The organism is Micromonospora sp. PLK6-60 (assembly GCF_019890675.1).
Lineage (GTDB): Bacteria > Actinomycetota > Actinomycetes > Mycobacteriales > Micromonosporaceae > Micromonospora.
On the sequence record NZ_JAIOAA010000001.1, the window covers coordinates 548,975 to 567,424 of the forward strand.

Sequence of the window (18,450 nt, forward strand, 5' to 3'; positions counted from 1 at the left end):
TTCCGCGAGAGGGGCGGTCACTTGAAGCGGATGCCGATGAGGCGCTGGAGAAGGATGAAGGCGAAGAGCAGCCCCCCGATCACGATCTTGGTCCACCACGAGTTGAGGGTGCCGTCGAAGGTGATCAGTGTCTGGATGACCCCCAGCACCAGCACACCGAGCACGGTGCCGAACACGTAGCCCGACCCGCCGGTGAGCACCGTGCCGCCGATGACGACCGCGGCGATCACGTCCAGCTCCATGCCCACGGCGATCAGCGGAGCGCCGGAGAGCGTGTAGAACGACAGCAGGATGCCGCCGATGGCCGAGCAGAGCCCGCTGACCGTGTAGACCGCGATCCGGGTCCGGCCCACCGGCAGCCCCATCAACAGGGCCGACTGCGGGTTGCCGCCGATGGCGTACACGTTGCGGCCGAACCGGGTGTACGCCAGCACGTACGCGGCGACGAGCACCACCGCGAACGCGATCAGCACGCTTATCGACACGAAGTTGCCCGCCGGGTTGCCGATGCGCTCCTGCGACATCGCCGTCCAGAAGCCGTCGGTGATCGGGATGGAACCGCCACTGATGAACGTGCACATGCCCCGGGCGAAGAACATGCCGGCGAGGGTGACGATGAACGGTTGGATCTCGAAGAAATGGATCGCGCAGCCCATCAGGAAGCCGAGGGTCGGGCCGATCAGCAGCGCGACGACCAGCACCAGCCCGGCCGGAAGGCCGTCGCGCAGCATCGCCGCCGACACCATCGCGGTCATCGCCACCACCGAGCCGACCGACAGGTCGATGCCGCCGGTGAGGATGACGAAGGTCATGCCGACCGCGACCACCAGCAGGAAGCCGTTGTCGATGAAGACGTTGAAGACCACCTGCACGTTGGAGAACGCCCGGTACTGGGACACCCCGATGCCGTACATCACCAGCAGCAGGACGAGGGTGGCCAACACCGGCACGTGCCGGCGGGGCAGGGTGGGCCGCCAGGCCCGGCCGCTGGTCAACGACGTGCTGCTCATGCCGGCACCTGCTCCTTCTCCCGCTGCGGGGCCGCCGGCCCGGGGGTCGGGCCACTGCGACGCCGGGCGAACCTGGCCCGGAACGCCGGCGCCTGGATGAGGCAGACGGCGATGACGACGACCGCCTTGAACAGCAGCGACGTCTGCGGCGAGATGTTCATGGCGTACACCGTGGTGGTGAGGGTCTGGATGATCAGCGCGCCGAGGATGGTCCCGCTGAGGGAGAACCGGCCGCCGGCCAGCGAGGTGCCGCCGATGACCACCGCGAGGATGGCGTCGAGCTCCACCCAGAGACCGGCGGCGTTGCCGTCGGCGCTGGACACGTTGGCGGTCATCATGAAGCCGGCCACCGCCGCGCAGGCGGCGCTGACCACGTACACCAGGAAGATGATCCGGCCCGAGCGGATGCCGGCCAGCCGGCTCGCCTCGGCGTTGCCGCCCACCGACTCCACGATCAGGCCGAGCGCGGTGCGGCGGGTGAACGCGGCGACGAGCAGGGCCGCCGCCAGCGCGATGAGGATGGCCAGCGGCAGGGTCAGGAAATGGCCGAGCCCGATCGCCCGGTACGGACCGGAGTTGATCGTGATGATCTGTCCCTCGGTGACGAGCTGGGCGACCCCCCGGCCGGCCACCATCAGGATCAGCGTGGCGATGATCGGCTGGATGCCGATGACGGCGACCAGGACGCCGTTCCACATGCCGAGCACGAGCGCGACGCCGAGCGCCAGGGCCAGCGCGGTGAAGACCGTGGACAGGCTGTTCTGGTCGGGCGCCTTGCTGATGTAGAGGCAGGCGATGGCGCCGCTGATCGCGCAGAGCGAGCCGACGGACAGGTCGATGCCGCCGGTGGCGATGACCAGGGTCATGCCCAACGCGACCAGGATCAACGGGGCGCTCAGCCGCAGGATGTCGATCGGGGTGCCGTAGAGATGCCCGTCCTTGACCTCGACGGCCAGGAAGCCGGGCCGGTAGACCGTGTTGGCCACCAGCATCAACACGAGCACCAGGGCGGGCCAGAACAGCCGGTGGCCGGTCACGGCGCGGAGCCGGGCTGCGGTGTCGTTCATCGGGTCACCTCCTCCCGGTTGGTGCCGCTGGCGATGGTCTGCATGACGCGGTCGGCGTCGAGGCTGTCGTCGTTGTCGAGCTGGGCGACCATCGTGCGGTCGCGCATGACGGCGACCCGGTGGCTCAGCCGCAGCACCTCCTCCAGCTCGGCGGAGATGAACAGCACGGCCATGCCGCCGTCGGAGAGCTGGACGACCAGCTTCTGGATCTCCGTCTTGGCGCCGATGTCGATGCCGCGGGTGGGCTCGTCGAGGATCAGCAGCCGCGGCTCGGTGATGAGCCACCGGGCCAGCAGGACCTTCTGCTGGTTACCGCCGGAGAGGTTGCGCACCGGCAGGTCGGGGTTCGCCGGCCGGATGCTCAGCGCCTTGACGTACCGGTCGACCAGCTCGTCCTGGCGGCGCCGCGGGATCGGCCGCAGCCAGCCCCGCGCGGCCTGCATCGCGAGGATCATGTTCTCCCGGACCGACAGCTCGGGCACGATGCCCTCCGCCCGCCGGTTCTCCGAGCAGAACCCGACGCCGCGGTCGATGGCCTGCACCGGCGTACGCAGCGACGCCCGGCCGCCGTCGACCGCCACCTGGCCGTGGTCGGCGCGGTCGGCGCCGAACAGCAGCCGCGCCACCTCGGTACGCCCGGACCCGAGCAGGCCGGCCAGGCCGACCACCTCGCCGGCGTGGATGCGCAGGCTGAACGGGGCGACGGCGCCCTTGCGGCCGAGCTCCGCGACCTCCACCAGCGGCGCACCGCCGGACTGGGCGGCGACGGCCCGCTTGGGCTGCTCGTCGAGCCGCTCCAGCGCGTCGAGTTCCTTGCCGATCATCTTCTCGACGAGGCTGAACTGCGGCAGCTCCTCGGTGAGGTACTCCCCCACCAGGGCGCCGTTGCGCAGCACGGTGATCCGGTCGGCGACGGCGTACACCTGGTCGAGGAAGTGGGTGACGAACAGGATGGCGATCCCCTCGTCCCGCAGCTGCCGCATGATCCGGAACAGCTGGGCGACCTCGCCGGCGTCCAGGCTGGACGTCGGCTCGTCGAGGATGAGCACCTGGGCCCGCACGTCGATCGCCCGGGCGATGGCGACCATCTGCTGCACGGCCAGCGAGTATGACCCCAGCGGCGCGGCGACGTCGAGGTCGAGGTCCAGGCGGGCCAGCAGCGCGCGGGCCCGCCGGCGGACCTCGCCCCAGCGGACGGCGCCGAGCCGGCGCGGTTCCCGGCCGATGAAGATGTTCTCCGCCACCGACAGGTTGGTGCAGAGATTGATCTCCTGGTAGACGGTGCTCACGCCGGCCGCGGCGGCCTGCATCGGCCCGCTGAAGGCGACCTGGTCACCGGCGAGGGTGATGGTGCCCTCGTCGATGCCGTAGACGCCGGTCAGCACCTTGATCAGGGTGGACTTGCCGGCGCCGTTCTCGCCCATCAGGGCGTGGACCTCGCCCGGGAAGAGCCGGAAGTCCACGTCGTGCAACGCGCGGACTCCCGGGAACGACTTGCTGATCCCGGTCATCGTCAGGACCGGACGGCTATCCGTCATCCATCGGACCTCTTCTTGCTGGTGGTTTCGGTAACGGAGACGAGCGACGGGTCAGGGCCGCCGTCCGGTGGACGGCGACCCCGGCGCCGGTCAGTACTTGCGGTTGGGCAGGGCCTCCTTGGCCTGCTCCTGGGTGAAGGTGGTCTCCTCGGTCTCGATCCGGGGCTGCACCTCCTCGCCGGCGGTGACCTTCTTCGCCAGGTCCATCAGCTGCGGGCCGAGCAGCGGGCTGCACTCCGCGATGAAGTTGAACTTGCCGTCCGCGAGGGCCTGCATGCCGTCCTTCACCGCGTCGATGGTGATGATGGTGATGTCCTTGCCGGGCACCTTGCCGGCGGCGGTGATCGCCTCCAGGGCGCCGAGGCCCATGTCGTCGTTGTGCGCGAAGAGCACGTCGATCTTGGGGTTCGCCTTGAGGAACTGCTCCATCACCTGCTTGCCGCCGGCCCGGGTGAAGTCGCCCGACTGGGACGCGACGATCTTCAGGTTCGGGTTGGCGGCGATGGCCTCGGCGAAGCCCTTCTTGCGGTCGTTGGCCGGGGCGGAGCCGGTGGTGCCCTGCAGCTCGACGATGTTGACCGGCCCGGTGGCGTCCTTGGTGTTCTCCACCAGCCACTCGCCGGACAGGCGGCCCTCCTTGACGAAGTCCGACCCGAGGAAGGTCTTGTACAGCGACTTGTCGGCGGAGTCGACGGCGCGGTCGGTCAGGATCACCGGGATCTTCGCGTCCTTGGCCTCCTTGAGGACGGTGTCCCAGCCCGACTCCACCACCGGCGAGAAGGCGATCACGTCGACCTTCTGCTGGATGAAGTTGCGGATCGCCTTGATCTGGTTTTCCTGCTTCTGCTGGGCGTCGTCGAACTTCAGCTCGATCCCGGCCTCGGCGGCGGCCTCCTTGATCGAGGTGGTGTTCGCCGTCCGCCAGCCGCTCTCCGCGCCGACCTGGGAGAAGCCCATGACGATCTTCTTGTCGCCGCCCTCCCCGCCGCTGCCGCCGGTGTCGCTGTTGCCGCACGCCGCCACGCTGCCCGCGAGCAACGCGGCGGCGAACACCGCGATGACGTTGCGTGCGGTTCTCCTGGTTCTCATCAATTCTCCTCGGGGTTGGGTGGGGCCGGCCGCACCTCCCGCAGGGCGTCCGACCGGGGTGTGGTGGTGGGATGAGGTGGTGCTGGTCAACGGGTCCGTGCCGGCCGTCACCCGGTACGCGGGCGCTGGCCGTAGACGTTCTGGTATCGGTCGTGCAGCGAGTCGACGTCGGCCGGCGCGATCGGCAGCGGTTGGCCGAGCGCGCGGGCCAGGTGCGCGGTGCGGGCGACGTCCTCGCACATCACCGCGGCCTTGACCGCGGCGCGGGCGTCCTTGCCGATGGTGAAGACCCCGTGGTTGCGCATGAGCACCGCCGGCGAGCGGTGCCCGGACAGGGTGCTGACGATCCCCTTGCCGATGTCGTCCCCGCCGATCAGCGCGAACGGCCCGACCGGGATCTCCCCGCCGAACTCGTCGGCCTGGGCGGTCAGCCAGCAGGGGATCGCCTCGCCCCGGGCCGCCCAAGCGGTGGCGTAGCTGCTGTGCGTGTGCACCACGCCGCCGACCTCGGGCATCGCCCGGTAGACGTAGGCGTGGGCCGCGGTGTCGCTGGACGGCGACCCGCCGCCGTCGACCACGTTCCCGTTGAGGTCGCAGACGACCATGGCCTCGGCCGTCAGGTCGTCGTAGTCGACCCCGCTGGGTTTGATCACCATCAGGTCCTGGCCGGGGACCCGCGCCGAGACGTTGCCGGCGGTCCACGCCACCAGGGCGTAGCGGGTCAACTCGGCGTGCAGGCGGGCCACCGACTCCCGCAGCGCGGTCAGCTCTCCCGTCGCGTCGGTGTTCATCCGACCACCTCCAGCACCTCGTCGGCCCGCGCCTCGCCCGCGTCGACGGCCGCGTTGCGGATCGCGCGCAGGCGGAGCATGACGTCGTTGCCGCCGCGACCGAAGTGGTCGTGCAGCGCGCGGTACTCGGCGTAGAGGGCGTCGTACGCCCGCACGTTCGCCGGGTCCGGCCGGTAGGCGGCCTCGTGCACCCGGCCCATCGCCGCCGACGCCTCGTGGATCGACGGGTACGCCCCGGCGGCCACGGCCGCGTGGATGGCCGACCCGAGGGCCGGCCCCTGGGCGGAGCCGATGATGCTCAGCGGGCGGTTGGTGACGTCGGCGTAGATCTGCATCAGCAGGCGGTTGGAGGTGAGGCCGCCGGCCACCACCAGGTCGGTGATCGGCACCCCGGCCTCGACGAACGCCTCGATGATCATCCGGGTGCCGAACGCGGTCGACTCCAGCAGCGCCCGGTAGACGTCGGCCGGACGGGTGGCCAGCGTCAGCCCGACGACCAGACCGCTGAGGTCGTGGTTGACCAGCAGCGAACGGTTGCCGTTCCACCAGTCCAGCGCGATCAGCCCGTGGGCGCCGACCGGCTGGGCGGCGGCCAGCTCGGTCAGCCGCTCGTGCGAGTCCAGCCCTTCCGGGGCGGCGTGCCGGACGAACCAGCCGAAGATGTCGCCCACGCCGCTCTGCCCGGCCTCGTAGCCCCAGGCGCCGGGGCTGATGCCGCCGTCGACCACACCGCACATCCCGGGCACCTCGGCCAGCTCGCGGCCGTTGACGACGTGGCAGGTCGAGGTGCCCATGATGGCCACCAGCCGGCCCGGGTCCAGCGCCCGGGCCGCGGCGGCGGTGACGTGCGCGTCGACGTTGCCGACGGCCACCGCGATGCCCTCGGGCAGCCCGGTCCAGGCGGCGGCCCGGGCGGTCAGCGAGCCGGCCCGGTCGCCCAGCGGCAGCAGCGGGCCGTCCAGCTTGGTCACGAAGTCGGCGAAGTCCGGGTGCAGCGCGGTGAGGTATTCCCGCGACGGGTACCGGCCGTCCTGCCGGATGCCCTTGTAGCCGGCGGTGCATACGTTGCGGGTCTCGGCGCCGCACAGCTGCCAGACGATCCAGTCGGCCGCCTCGATGAAGCGCTCGGCGCGCCGGTAGACCTCGGGGTCCTCCACCAGGATCTGGAGCCCCTTGGCGAACTGCCACTCGGCGGAGATCTTGCCGCCGTAGCGGCCGATCCACGGCTCGCGCCGCTCGTGGGCCAGCGCGTTGATCCGGTCGGCGTGCGGCTGGGCGGCGTGGTGCTTCCAGAGCTTCACCCACGCGTGCGGGCGGTCGCGCAGCTCCGGGACCTCGCACAACGGGGTGCCGTCGGCGAGCGTCGGCAGCACCGTGCAGGCGGTGAAGTCGGTGGCGATCCCGATGACCCGGGACGGGTCGACGCCGGCGGCGGCCAGCGCGGCCGGCACCGCGTGCCGCAGCACGTCCCGGTAGTCCTCCGGGTCCTGCAGGGCCCAGTCCGGGGGCAGCGCCGGCCCGCCGTCGGGCAGGGCGGACTCGATGACCGCGTGGCGGTATTCGTGCACCGCGGTCCCGACCTCCGCGCCGTCGCGCACCCGCACCACCAGGGCCCGTCCGGACAGGGTGCCGTAGTCGACTCCGACCACGTACCGCTCGTCCGCACCGTCCACACTGCTCATGTCCACCTCCGAACGATGACGGGCCTAGTGTTAACGCTCACATCCAGCGTCGTCAAGACACTCGCCGGCAACAGCTCCGTAACGGAACGACCACCTTCAGCGCCCACCTGGCCACCGGCCCGCACGGCCGGTCACCTCGGCCCCTGAACCCGCCGCCGGGCGAGCGCCACGCCGCCCGTACCGGGCGGCCGAACCAGGGCCGGCGGCCCGCTCGGCGGCCCCGACTCACGATGGCACCGTTGTTAGCGAGAACATCGGGCCGTTCGCGTGATCCACTCGACAATGCGCCGCAGCGGCCACATCCTCGGCCGGCGCGGCGCGCCAGCCGCCATGGCATGCGCTGTGAGCTGCGAATAGTCGTCCAACCTGGCTGGCAGGTCGCGGGTGGATCGCGATCGGCCTCAATTTACATTTGTTGATGTCATCGATAACATGGCCGACACATCGCGTCGGCCACCGGGCAGCCCTCGCGGCTGTCGAACCCCGACCATGTGGACATCGGGGCCCCCGACCGCCACCGGCGAACCGCCGCCGATCGGGTGGCCACCACCGGGACCGGCCGGAAGCCGGGCCGCACGGCCGACGGGGCGACACCGACCGGCACCGCCCCCGCCGTACCGACGGCCGGTGGCAGCCCACCGACGCCCCCACCGCTCCGGCAAGGAGGAACCGTGCGTAGACCGAGAAGATGGCTCACGGCCGTAGTGGCGGCCCTGGCGGTGACGCTCGCGTCGGCCGTCACCGGCGTGGTCGTCGCACCGAGCCCGGCACAGGCGTTGAACAACGGCGTCGCCCGCACCCCGCCGATGGGCTGGAACACCTGGAACACCTTCGGCTGCAACATCAACGAGACACTGATCCGGCAGATGGCCGACAGCATCGTCAACCAGGGCCTGCGCGACCTGGGATACAAGTACGTCGTCGTCGACGACTGCTGGTTCGACCCGAACCGCGACGCGCAGGGCAACCTCCAGGCGCACCCGCAGCGGTTCCCGAGCGGGATGAAGGCGCTCGGCGACTACCTGCACTCCAAGGGACTGCTGTTCGGCATCTACCAGGGACCGCTGGACAAGACCTGCGCGCAGTACTTCAACTCGTTCCCCGGCGCCACCGGTAGCCTCAACCACGAATACCAGGACGCCCGCTCGTTCGCCGCCTGGGGCGTGGACTACCTGAAGTACGACTGGTGCTCCCCCACCGGGACCATCAACGAGCAGGTGGCCAGGTTCGGCATCATGCGCGACGCGCTGGCCGCCACCGGGCGGCCCATCGTCTACAGCATCAACCCGAACAGCGTGCACGAGAAGACCGGGCCGCAGCGCAACTGGGGCGACGTGGCGAACCTGTGGCGGACCACCGAGGACATCACCAACGCGTGGAACACCGGCCAGACAAACGGCTACCCGATGGGCATCCAGAACATCGTCAACGTCAACGTGCCGCTGGCCGGCTACGCCGCGCCGGGCGCGTTCAACGACCCGGACATGCTGGAGGTCGGCCGGGGCGGCATGACCGACACCGAGATGCGCAGCCACTTCGCGCTCTGGGCGATCATGGCGGCGCCGCTGATGATGGGCAACGACGTGCGCTCGGCCAACGCGGAGACGCTGACCATCCTGCGCAACCAGCAGCTCATCGCCATCAACCAGGACACCCTGGGCCGCCAGGCGGTCCAGGTGTCCAACGACGGCACCCGGCGGGTGCTGGCCAAGCCGCTGGCCAACGGCGACGTCGCGGTCGCCCTGTTCAACCAGGGCAGCTCGACCACGACGGTCTCCACCACGGCGGCGGCGATCGGCAAGAGCGGCAGCTCGTTCACGCTGCGGGACGCGTGGACCAACGGCACCAGCACCACCAGCGGGGCGATCAGCGCCAGCGTGCCGGCGCACGGCACGGTGGTGTACCGGGTCAGCGGCGGCGGCACCACCGAGCCCCCGCCGCCGAGCACCTTCCGGCTGCGCAGCGAATCCTCCGGGCGCTGCCTCGACCTGGACAACTCCAACACCGCCAACGGCACCGGCACCCTCATCTGGGACTGCCACAGCAACCCCAACCAGCAGATCAGCCAGAACGGCCAGACGCTGCGGATCCTCGGCAAGTGCCTGGAGGTGCCGACCAACGCCGCCAACGGCAGCCGGGTGCAGATCTGGGACTGCAACGGCGGCACCAACCAGCAGTGGACCTTCAACGGCAACGGCACGATCAGCAACGTCCGCTTCCCCTCGCTCTGCGTCGACGTCAACAACGCGGGCACGGCGAACGGCACCGCGGTGATCGTGTGGTCCTGCCACGGCAACACCAACCAGCGGTGGAGCCGGGCCTGACCGGCAGCCACCCACCGCACCGCAGGCGGGGATGGCCGGCTTCCGGTCATCCCCGCCACCTCCCACCACCGTCCGACCCTCCTGGGGGTAGTCGTGAAGCTGCCAGTCCCCATCCGCTCCCGACCGCGACGCCTCGTCGCCGTGGTCGCGGCCCTGCTCTGCGCCGTCGGCCTGCTGCCGGGCGTGGCGCGCGCCGACAACCCGATCGTCCAGCACATCTACACCGCCGACCCGGCACCGCTGGTGCACAACGGGCGGGTGTACGTCTACACCGGACACGACGAGGACAACTCGACGTACTTCACCATGCGCGAGTGGCGGGTGTTCTCCTCCGCCGACATGGTGAACTGGACCGACCACGGCGTACCGATGAACCTGGCCACGTTCAGCTGGGCCAGCGCCGACGCGTGGGCCGGCCAGGTCGTCTACCGCAACGGCAACTTCTACTGGTACGTGCCGGTGAAGAACCGGGCGACCGGCCGGATGGCCATCGGGGTCGGCGTGTCCAGCAGCCCCACCGGCCCGTTCCGGGACGCCATCGGCCGGCCGCTGGTCGAGAACGGCGAGATCGACCCGCACGCCTTCATCGACGACAACGGGCAGGCGTACCTCTACTGGGGCAACCCCAACCTCTGGTACGTGCGGCTGAACACCGACATGATCTCGTACTCCGGCGGCCCGACCCAGATCCCGCTCACCACCGCCGGGTTCGGCACCCGCACCGGCAACGCGAGCCGCCCGACCCTCTACGAGGAGGGCCCCTGGGTCTACAAGCGCAACGGGCTCTACTACAACGTGTTCGCCGCGGAGTGCTGCTCGGAGTTCATCGGCTACTCCACCGCGCCCGGCCCCACCGGCCCGTGGACCTACCGGGGGACGGTCATGCCCCGGCAGGGCGGCAGCTTCACCAACCACCCCGGGGTCGTCGACTTCAACGGCGGGTCCTACTTCTTCTACCACAACGGGGCACTGCCCGGCGGCGGCGGCTACACCCGCTCGGTGGCGGTGGAGAAGTTCAGCTACAACGCCGACGGCACCATCCCCACGATCAACATGACCACCGCCGGCGCCCCGCAGGTCGGCACGCTCAACCCGTACGTGCGGCAGGAGGCCGAGACGATCGCCTGGGGGTCCGGCATCGAGACCGAGCCGGCCAGCGAGGGCGGCCTGAACGTCGGCTGGATCGACAACGGCGACTACCTCAAGGTCAAGGGGGTCGCCTTCGGCACCGGCGCCACCTCCTTCTCCGCCCGGGTGGCCTCCGCGTCCAGCGGCGGCCGGATCGAGGTACGGCTGGACGGCACGAGCGGCCCGCTGGTGGGCACCTGCACCGTCGGCGGCACCGGCGGCTGGCAGAACTGGACGACCACCACCTGCCCGGTGAGCGGCGCCACCGGCACCCGGGACCTGTACCTGCGCTTCACCGGCGGCAGCGGCAGCCTGTTCAACGTCAACTGGTGGCAGTTCACCGGGGGCGGCGGCACCACCACGCCGGCGTACCGGATCACCAACCGCAACAGCGGTCAGGTGATGGACGTCCAGCAGCCCAACCTGGACAACCTCGCGGTGATCGGCCAGTGGACCAGCAACGGCAACGCCTGGCAGCAGTGGCGCTTCCTGGACGCCGGCAACGGCACCGTGCGGCTGCAGAGCGTGCACAGCGGCAAGTGCGCCGACGTGGTGAACGCCTCCACCGCCGACGGTGCGCAGCTGGTCCAGTACACCTGCCACGACGGGCTCAACCAGGCGTTCCGGTGGCAGTCGGCCGGCGGCGACTACTACCAGCTGGTCAACGTCAACAGCAACAAGTGCCTCAACGTGGTCGGCGGTTCCACCACCGCCGGCGCCGCCCTGGAGCAGCGCACCTGCGGCACCGCGACCAGCATGCAGTGGTCCCGCTCCTGACCGTGCAAGGAAGGGGCCCCTGTTAACGCATTCTGCATAGCAGGGGCCCCTTGTTAACAGCTTGCTCGGCTGAGCCGGTCGGCGCCGGAGGTCTCCGGCGCCGACCCGCGCGATCAGGCCCCGATCGCGATGGCGAAGACGTGCATGGTCGGCACGCCGGACGCCGCCCGGGCGCTGATGTTCGGCAGCTCGACCCGGACCACCTGCTTGCTCTGCAACGCCACGCCCACGTAGTAGACGCAGGCCGCCACGTTCGTGCGCTGGTTGTTCGGCCGGTTCTGGTACGCCGTCACGATGGCGGCGGTCCCGCCGGCGTGCGGTCCGCCGTACCAGTCGGGGGTGGCGAGGGTGAACGTCTGGCGGGTGCCGTCGGCGTAGACCACCGCCGCGGTGCCCGACACGGCGCCGTAGGTGCCGGTCGCCAGGAAGCCGAGCGTACGGCCGGAGCCGGTCACGCTTATCGACTGCCCGGAGGCGATGGCGTTGTCGGCGCCGCCCGCGGCGACGGCGGGCCAGCGGAAGTTCACCCCGTTGCGGCTCACGGTGCTGCCCGGGGTGACGCCGGCCGCCGCCAGGGCCTGCGCGGACAGGGTGGCCCCGCCGCCGTCGAAGTTACCGGCGCCGGTGTTGGTGTCGTTGGTGGTGCTGACGTTGGTGAAGCTCTGCTCCAGGGTCGGCGTGGTGCTGGCCCCGGCGGTGGCCCGGTAGGTGCGCCCGGCCTGCGCCGTGAGCTCGATGAGGTCGCTCTCGATCCGGGTGGTCCGGGCGGTCGTGCCGTCGGTGGTGTCCACCACGGTGGGGGTGCCGGCGAAGATCCGGCCGCGCAGCCGCACGGTGCCGCCACGGTCCGCCCGTACGAGCACCTCGCTGGCCTGACCGTTGCTCCAGGTGATGTCGACGGTGTGCCCGCCGCGGGCGCGCAGGCCGCTCACCCGCCCGCTGGGCCAGGCCGGCGGCAGGGCCGGCAGCACGTGCACCTCGCCGGCGTGGCTCTGCACCAGCATCTCGGCGATGCCGGCGGTGGCGCCGAAGTTGCCGTCGATCTGGAACGGTGGGTGCAGGTCGAACATGTTCGGGGCGAGCCGGGCGGTGGTGGCGAGGTAGCGGATGAGGTCGTGGGCGCGTTTACCCTCCTCCATCCGGGCCCAGAAATTGATCTTCCAGGCCAGGGACCAGCCGGTGCCGTCGTCACCGCGCAGTTCCAGGGTCCGCCGGGCGGCCTCGAACAGCTGCGGGGTGCCGCGCTTGGTGATCTGGTTGCTGGGCGCCAGCCCGTACAGGTGCGAGACGTGCCGGTGGTTGCGCTCGGTCTCCACCCAGTCGTAGAGCCACTCCTGGATGTTGCCGCGCGAGCCGACCTTCATCGGCGCGAGCCGGTCCCGGGTGGCCCGCACCTGGGCCCGGAAGGTGGCGTCGGTGTTGAGGATCTCGCTGGCCCGGGCGCACCCGTCGAACAGGTCGCGCAGGATCTGGTTGTCCATGGTGGGGCCGGCGCACACGCTGGCGTTCGCGTGGTGGCCGAGCTCGGGCGAGTTCGACGGGTTGGTGACCAGGTAGCCGAGGGCGGGCTCGGTGACCAGCGTGTCGAGGAAGAACTGCGCGGCGCCCTTCATCGCCGGGTAGTTGGCGCGCAGGAACTCGATGTCGCCGTTGAACAGGTAGTGGTCCCAGATCATGGTGGCCAGCCAGGCGCCGCCGGTCTGCCACATCCCCCAGAACGCCCCGTCGACCACCGAGGTGGCCCGCCAGGCGTCGGTGTTGTGGTGGGTCACCCAGCCGCCGGCGCCGTACTGCACCTGGGCGGTGCGGGCGCCGGCGACCGAGAGGTCCCTGATCATGTCGAAAACCGGGCCGTGGCACTCGGCCAGGTTTGTGGTGTTGGCCGGCCAGTAGTTCATCGGCAGGTTGGCGTTGATCGTGTACTTCGAATCCCAGGAGGGGGTGAGCGAGTCGTTCCAGATGCCCTGGAGGTTGGCCGGCTGGGTGCCGGGCCGCGAGGAGGAGATGAGCAGGTACCGGCCGAACTGGAAGAGCAGGGCCGAGAACTGCGGGTCGTTGACGCTGTTGTGCTGGGCGATCCGTACGTCGGTCGGCTGGTCCGCGGCGGAGGTGCGCCCGAGGTCGAGGCTGACCCGCCCGAACAGCGCCTGGTAGTCGGCCACGTGCCGGCTGCGCAGCTGGTCGTAGCTGCTGGCCCGCGCCGCGGTGAGGTGCCGCCGGGCGATGCCCTGGTAATCCCCGCCCACGTTGCGGTAGTTGACGTAGCTCGAGCCGATGGAGACCAGCAGGGTCACGCTGGTGGCGTTGGTGACCCGCAACGTACCGCCGGAACTGCTCACCGTGCCGCCGCTGACCGTGGCGTTGGCCAGCACGTGGAAGCGGACGGCCCCGGTGACGCCCTCCTGGTTGCCGGAGACGCCGTCGAGGGCGATCGTGGTGCCGTCCGGGCTGGACACCGTGGTGCGTTGCGGGCTGTCGAAGGTGGCGGTGAAGCTGATCGAGTTGGCCCGGTCGGCGGTCAGCCGCATCGCGATCACCTGGTCCGGCGCGCTGGCGAACACCTCGCGCTGGTAGCGGACGCCGTTCGCCACGTACGTCACGGAGGTGGTGGCGGTGGTCAGGTCGAGCTGCCGGTTGTACTGCGACGTGGTGCCGGGGGCGGGGAAGGCCAACCGGAGGTTGCCCACGGTCTGGTAGGCGAGCTGCCCGACCGGGTTGCCGAGCATGTTCTGGTTGATCAGGTCCTGGGCCTGGGTCCACTGGTTGGCGAAGACCAGCCGGCGGATCTCGGCCAGCGCCCCCAGCCCGCGCGGGTTGCTGGGCTCGTGCGGCCCGCCGGCCCACACGGTGTCCTCGTTGAGCTGGAGGCGCTCGGTGTCCGCGTTGCCGAACACCATGGCACCGAGCCGGCCGTTGCCGATCGGCAGGGCGCGCAGCCAGTCGGTGCCGGCGGCGCCGTTGTACCAGAGCGCCAGATCGTCGGCGGCGAGCACCTGTGGTGGTGCCGCCGATCCCGCACGGGCCACGGCGGTCCACGGCAGTGGCAGCATGGCGCCCCCGGCGCCGGCCGCGCCGATCTTGAGGGCCTGCCGTCGGGTCAGGTCTGACATCGCTCCTCCAGGTGGTGACCGGTCCGGCCGCCGGCGAAGCGGGCGGTGAGCAGCCGACACGCCGGGTCGCTCGGTGCCGGAAAGGGGCGTCGCTCGGCCGGGCCGCCGGCAGCCCATGGACCGCAGACGTCTGATGTGTTTCGCGAACGTTACTCCGACACGACAAGATAGGCAATGGTCGATAGCGATGCCGTCTGTGCGCCCGCCTATCGGTGTTTAGCTGGGAAAACACGCAGCCTGAAGGGCCCGCCAGCGACCGGCGTCCGGCCCGGCGGCGGGCGTCGGTCACGGGCAGGCCACCCGCGATTTGTCTGATGTAGAGGCGGGATCGAGACGGATGTCCGGGGGCGACTTCCCGTGCCGGGTCGCCCCCGGACATCCGCCGTCACGGGCCGGCCGCCGGCGTTTTCCGGCCGCGCGCAGCCGCGTCGGTCGGGCGTCGCGGGACGCCCGGCTCGACCGGCCGCGTCGGACCGGCGGCGGGCCGCCCAACGCCCGCCAGAGAATCACCCGCCACGACCGTGCCGCCGAGGTCGGCCGGCAGCGGTCGACGCCCGTGCGGAGCACGGCGGGTGACGTCGGCTCCTGCCTCGAAAGATATAATGTTATCGATAACATCGCAAGGCGCGGCGGCGACCGGACCGGACCCCGGCAGGTGTCGCCGAACCGGGCCGGGGCAGGGCCACCCGGCATCACCCGCTGCGGTGCGGACCCGCGCCCGCCCGACGCGGGTCGGACCCGCGCGGAAACCGCCAGGGCGGCAAACGTCGGACGTATCTATAGTGGTGACGGCCGTCGGCGGCGCCGCGAGCGGCGGTCCCCCGTCGACGGCGCACGGAGGGCCGGTCCGAAGGGGGCGTGGATGGCACTGACCGACGACGCGATCGCCAAGATCCGCAGCATGATCTCCAGCGGCGAGCTGCCGCCGGGCGCGCGACTGCCACCGGAGCCGCAGTTGGCCGCGCAGATGGGACTGTCGCGCAGCGGGGTCCGGGAGGCCGTCAAGGTGCTCGAGTCGGCGCGGGTGCTCGACGTGCGACGTGGCGACGGCACGTACGTCACCAGCCTGGCGCCGCGGCTGCTGCTGGAGGGGCTGGGCGTCGCGGTCGAGTTGCTGCGCGGCGACACCCTGCTGGAGGTCATGGAGGTGCGCCGGATGCTGGAACCGGTGGCGACCGGCCTGGCGGCGCTGCGGATGACCGACGCCCAGTTGGAGGAGCTCGGCCAGATCCTGGCGGACATGCGGGCGGCGGCCGACGACGCCGAGAAGCTGATCCAGTTCGACACCGCGTTCCACCACACCGTCATCGCCGCCACCGGCAACGAGACGCTGACCTCACTGCTGGACGGGCTGTCCGGCCGTACGCTGCGGGCCCGGGTGTGGCGCGGGCTGATCGAGGGCAACGCGGCGCACAAGACGATCGACGAGCACCACGCCATCTATCTCGCGCTGCGCTCGCGCGACCAGCTGCTCGCCCAGGCCAGCGCCCTGATGCACGTCAACACCTCCGAGGCGTGGCTGCGTACGGTGCTCGCCGCGACGGCGGAGACCTGAGACCGCGCGGCGCCGCGACCCCGGGGGATCACGGCGCCGCGCGCCGACGGCTCACGCTGCGGTGATGGTCCAGAGCAGGTTGGTGCTGCCGTCCCAGCTCCACTGCTTGACCGGGGAGCCGGAGGCGACCTGGCCGCCGCCGTCGAGCACCAGCCCGGTCGTCCGGTTGGCGATCCGGTAGCGCCGGTTGCCCTGGTCGGTGAGCTGCCACTGTTGGTTGTTGCCGCCGTTCCACGGGGCCTGCTGGGCGGCGGCGCCGTTGCCGGTCAGGCCGTAGCCGTCCACGACCATGCCGTTGGTGCGGTTGACGATCCGGTGGTACCCGTTGCCCAGGTCGACGACCTGCCACTGCAGGTTGCTGCTGCTGTCCCAGCTCCACTGCTTGAGCGGCGACCCGGCGGCGACGTTGCCGCCACTGTCCAGGGCGAGTCCGTTCGTCACGTTGGTGATCCGCTGGTACGTCGCCGGGTTGAAGGTCACCCGCAGCGAGGCGATGGCGTCGTTGTTGCCGGTGTTGCGCAGGTCGGCGTTGTCGCTGTTGAAGGTCCAGCTGGTGCCGCTGAAGTTGTCGTTGGCGTAGCCGATGAGCTGGTGACCCGCGGTGACCCGGACCGACGAGATGGTCCGCAGGCCGATGCCGGCCGACTGCAACTGCGCGGCGGTGTAGCTGCCGACCGACAGGTTGGCCCCGCCGTCGTAGCCGGTGTTCTGATAGACGCTGACCGGCGCCGAGACCGTGGCCCCGCCGCCGAGCGTGGGGATCGGCCCGGTGAAGGTCAGCTTCACCACGTACGCGGAGGCGCTGAACGGCGCGCCGGCCGACGGCATGGTGATCCGCAGCCCGCCGGCGTCCTGGGTACGGTTCGGCAGGTTGACGTAGCCGCCGGGAGTGGAGTCGAGCAGTTGCACGCCGGCCAGCGAGCTGAGGTTGATCCGGCTCGACGACAGCGTGGTGATGGTCAACGAGCTGCCCGGCCAGCCGAGGACGGTGGCGTACAGCACCTGGTTGTTCTTGCTGCGGGTGAACCGGATGTCCTGGGCGGTGCCCGCGCGCGGCTGGGTGAAGGATCCGCCGCCCATCTGGGTCGGCCCCTCGCCGTGGGTCGTCCAGGCCCGGGTGGCGTAGACGGACTCGCCGAAGCGCCGCAGGTAGTCGCCCATGCCGAGCAGGACGGTGCGCTGCCCGGCGGGAATGGTGCCGTCCGCCATCGGCGCGATGTTGAGCACCATGTTGCCGTTCTTGCTGACCCGGTCGATGAGCGAGTGCAGCATCTGGTTGACCGAGTAGTAGCCGATCCCGGTGGTGTAGCACCAGCTGGAGCTGCTGATGCTGTCGTCGGTGAGCCAGTAGGGCTCGCGCAGCGCGGCGGGGCCGCCTCGTTCGTAGTCGTAGACCGTGCCGCCGCGCTCCAGGCCGTCCTTGTAGGTGGCGACGACCTCCTTGTCCCAGGCCACCGCGCGGTTGTAGTAGTACGCCAGGAACCGCAGGCGCTGCGCCTCGCTGATCCGGGCCAGGTCGAAGTCCTGCCAGATGACGTCCGGCTGGGCCTGGTCGATGACCTCCCGCAGCTTGTCGAACCAGAGCTGCTCCTGGGCGGCGGTGCCCAGTTGGCCGTAGAGCTTGCGCAGGCTCGGATCGGACTGTTGCGGCGCCCACTGGTAGAAGCCGGTGAAGTTGAAGGCGTGGTGCATGGCGACGAAGACCTTCAGGCCCCGGGCCCGGATCGCGTCGGTGTGCAGCCGCAACAGGTCCAGCCGCGGCCCACGGGCCACCGAGTTCCACTCGTTGACCTGGCTGTTCCACATGGAGAAGCCGTCGTGGTGCTCGGCCACCGGGCCGGCGAACCGGGCGCCGGCGTCGACGAACAACTGCGCCCAGTCGGCCGGGTCGAAGTTGCCGCCGGCCGAGCGCAGCCGGGGCGCGAACTGCACGAACCGGCCCGACCGGTCGTTCGCCCCGTTGATGAAGTTGTGGTACGGCCAGACCGACGGATCGCCGTACGTGTTGCGGTGGTGGTTGTTCTCGTTCGAGCCCGGGTTGTACATGTTGCGCGGGTACCACTCGTTGGCGAACGCCGGGACGCTGAACACGCCCCAGTGGTAGTAGATGCCGAACTTGGCGTCCTGGAACCATTCCGCCGCGGCGGGGTGCTGCCCCACCGACGCCCACGTCTCGGCATAGCTGGACGGTCCGGGGATGGCGGCACGGACGGGCAGGGGACGCAGGAGGCCGCCGACGGCTGCCGCGGCGCCACCGGCGCCGATGGCGGCCAGCAGCGAGCGTCGGGTGAGCGGGGGACGGGACATGGCGATCCCTTCCGGAACACGGTGGTGGGTGGGGTGGTGGGGTAGCTCAGGCGCCCGATACATCAGACGTTA

General features: G+C 70.7%; 11 protein-coding genes. 3 read left to right on the forward strand and 8 right to left on the reverse strand.

The window, feature by feature from the left end; genetic code table 11:
* Positions 1–17: 17 nt before the first annotated feature.
* The 6 genes from yjfF to araB form a co-directional block, all read right to left on the reverse strand.
* On the reverse strand, positions 18–1,010 hold the full coding sequence (gene yjfF, locus K7640_RS02290) for a galactofuranose ABC transporter, permease protein YjfF (RefSeq protein ID WP_222952956.1): 993 nt from the start codon (positions 1,008–1,010) through the stop codon (positions 18–20).
* On the reverse strand, positions 1,007–2,077 hold the full coding sequence (locus K7640_RS02295; protein WP_222952957.1) for an ABC transporter permease: 1,071 nt from the start codon (positions 2,075–2,077) through the stop codon (positions 1,007–1,009). The genes yjfF and K7640_RS02295 overlap by 4 nt, the downstream gene beginning before the upstream one ends.
* Entirely contained in the window at positions 2,074–3,615 is a 1,542-nt protein-coding gene (locus K7640_RS02300; RefSeq protein WP_222952958.1) for a sugar ABC transporter ATP-binding protein, read from the reverse strand. The genes K7640_RS02295 and K7640_RS02300 overlap by 4 nt, the downstream gene beginning before the upstream one ends.
* A 90-nt stretch (positions 3,616–3,705) precedes the next feature.
* Positions 3,706–4,704: an ABC transporter substrate-binding protein gene (locus tag K7640_RS02305; RefSeq protein WP_222952959.1), complete on the reverse strand. Its 999-nt coding sequence runs from the start codon at positions 4,702–4,704 to the stop codon at positions 3,706–3,708.
* 107 nt (positions 4,705–4,811) lie between these two features.
* Positions 4,812–5,495: an L-ribulose-5-phosphate 4-epimerase gene (locus K7640_RS02310; protein WP_222952960.1), complete on the reverse strand. Its 684-nt coding sequence runs from the start codon at positions 5,493–5,495 to the stop codon at positions 4,812–4,814.
* Complete coding sequence (gene araB / locus K7640_RS02315) at positions 5,492–7,177, reverse strand: ribulokinase (RefSeq protein WP_222952961.1); 1,686 nt, start codon at positions 7,175–7,177, stop codon at positions 5,492–5,494. The genes K7640_RS02310 and araB overlap by 4 nt, the downstream gene beginning before the upstream one ends.
* A 671-nt stretch (positions 7,178–7,848) precedes the next feature.
* Here araB and K7640_RS02320 point away from each other — a divergent pair.
* Both K7640_RS02320 and K7640_RS02325 read left to right on the forward strand, forming a co-directional pair.
* Positions 7,849–9,501 carry a glycoside hydrolase family 27 protein gene (locus K7640_RS02320; protein WP_222952962.1) on the forward strand — a complete coding sequence of 551 codons (1,653 nt, stop codon included), beginning with the start codon at positions 7,849–7,851 and terminating at the stop codon, positions 9,499–9,501.
* Between the two features lie 93 nt (positions 9,502–9,594).
* On the forward strand, positions 9,595–11,406 hold the full coding sequence (locus K7640_RS02325) for a family 43 glycosylhydrolase (protein ID WP_222952963.1): 1,812 nt from the start codon (positions 9,595–9,597) through the stop codon (positions 11,404–11,406).
* Positions 11,407–11,519: 113 nt separating this feature from the next.
* Here K7640_RS02325 and K7640_RS02330 read toward each other — a convergent pair whose 3' ends face one another.
* The gene (locus K7640_RS02330) at positions 11,520–14,516 is read right to left on the reverse strand and encodes a glycoside hydrolase N-terminal domain-containing protein (protein ID WP_222952964.1); all 2,997 of its coding nucleotides are present in this window, start codon (positions 14,514–14,516) and stop codon (positions 11,520–11,522) included.
* An 862-nt stretch (positions 14,517–15,378) separates the two neighbouring features.
* Between K7640_RS02330 and K7640_RS02335 the strand changes: the two genes are divergently transcribed.
* Positions 15,379–16,071 carry a FadR/GntR family transcriptional regulator gene (locus K7640_RS02335; RefSeq protein ID WP_222952965.1) on the forward strand — a complete coding sequence of 231 codons (693 nt, stop codon included), beginning with the start codon at positions 15,379–15,381 and terminating at the stop codon, positions 16,069–16,071.
* Between the two features lie 51 nt (positions 16,072–16,122).
* Here K7640_RS02335 and K7640_RS02340 read toward each other — a convergent pair whose 3' ends face one another.
* Positions 16,123–18,378 (reverse strand): alpha-L-fucosidase, encoded by a 2,256-nt coding sequence (locus tag K7640_RS02340; protein ID WP_222952966.1) that lies wholly within the window; start codon positions 18,376–18,378, stop codon positions 16,123–16,125.
* Between the last annotated feature and the right edge of the window lie 72 nt (positions 18,379–18,450).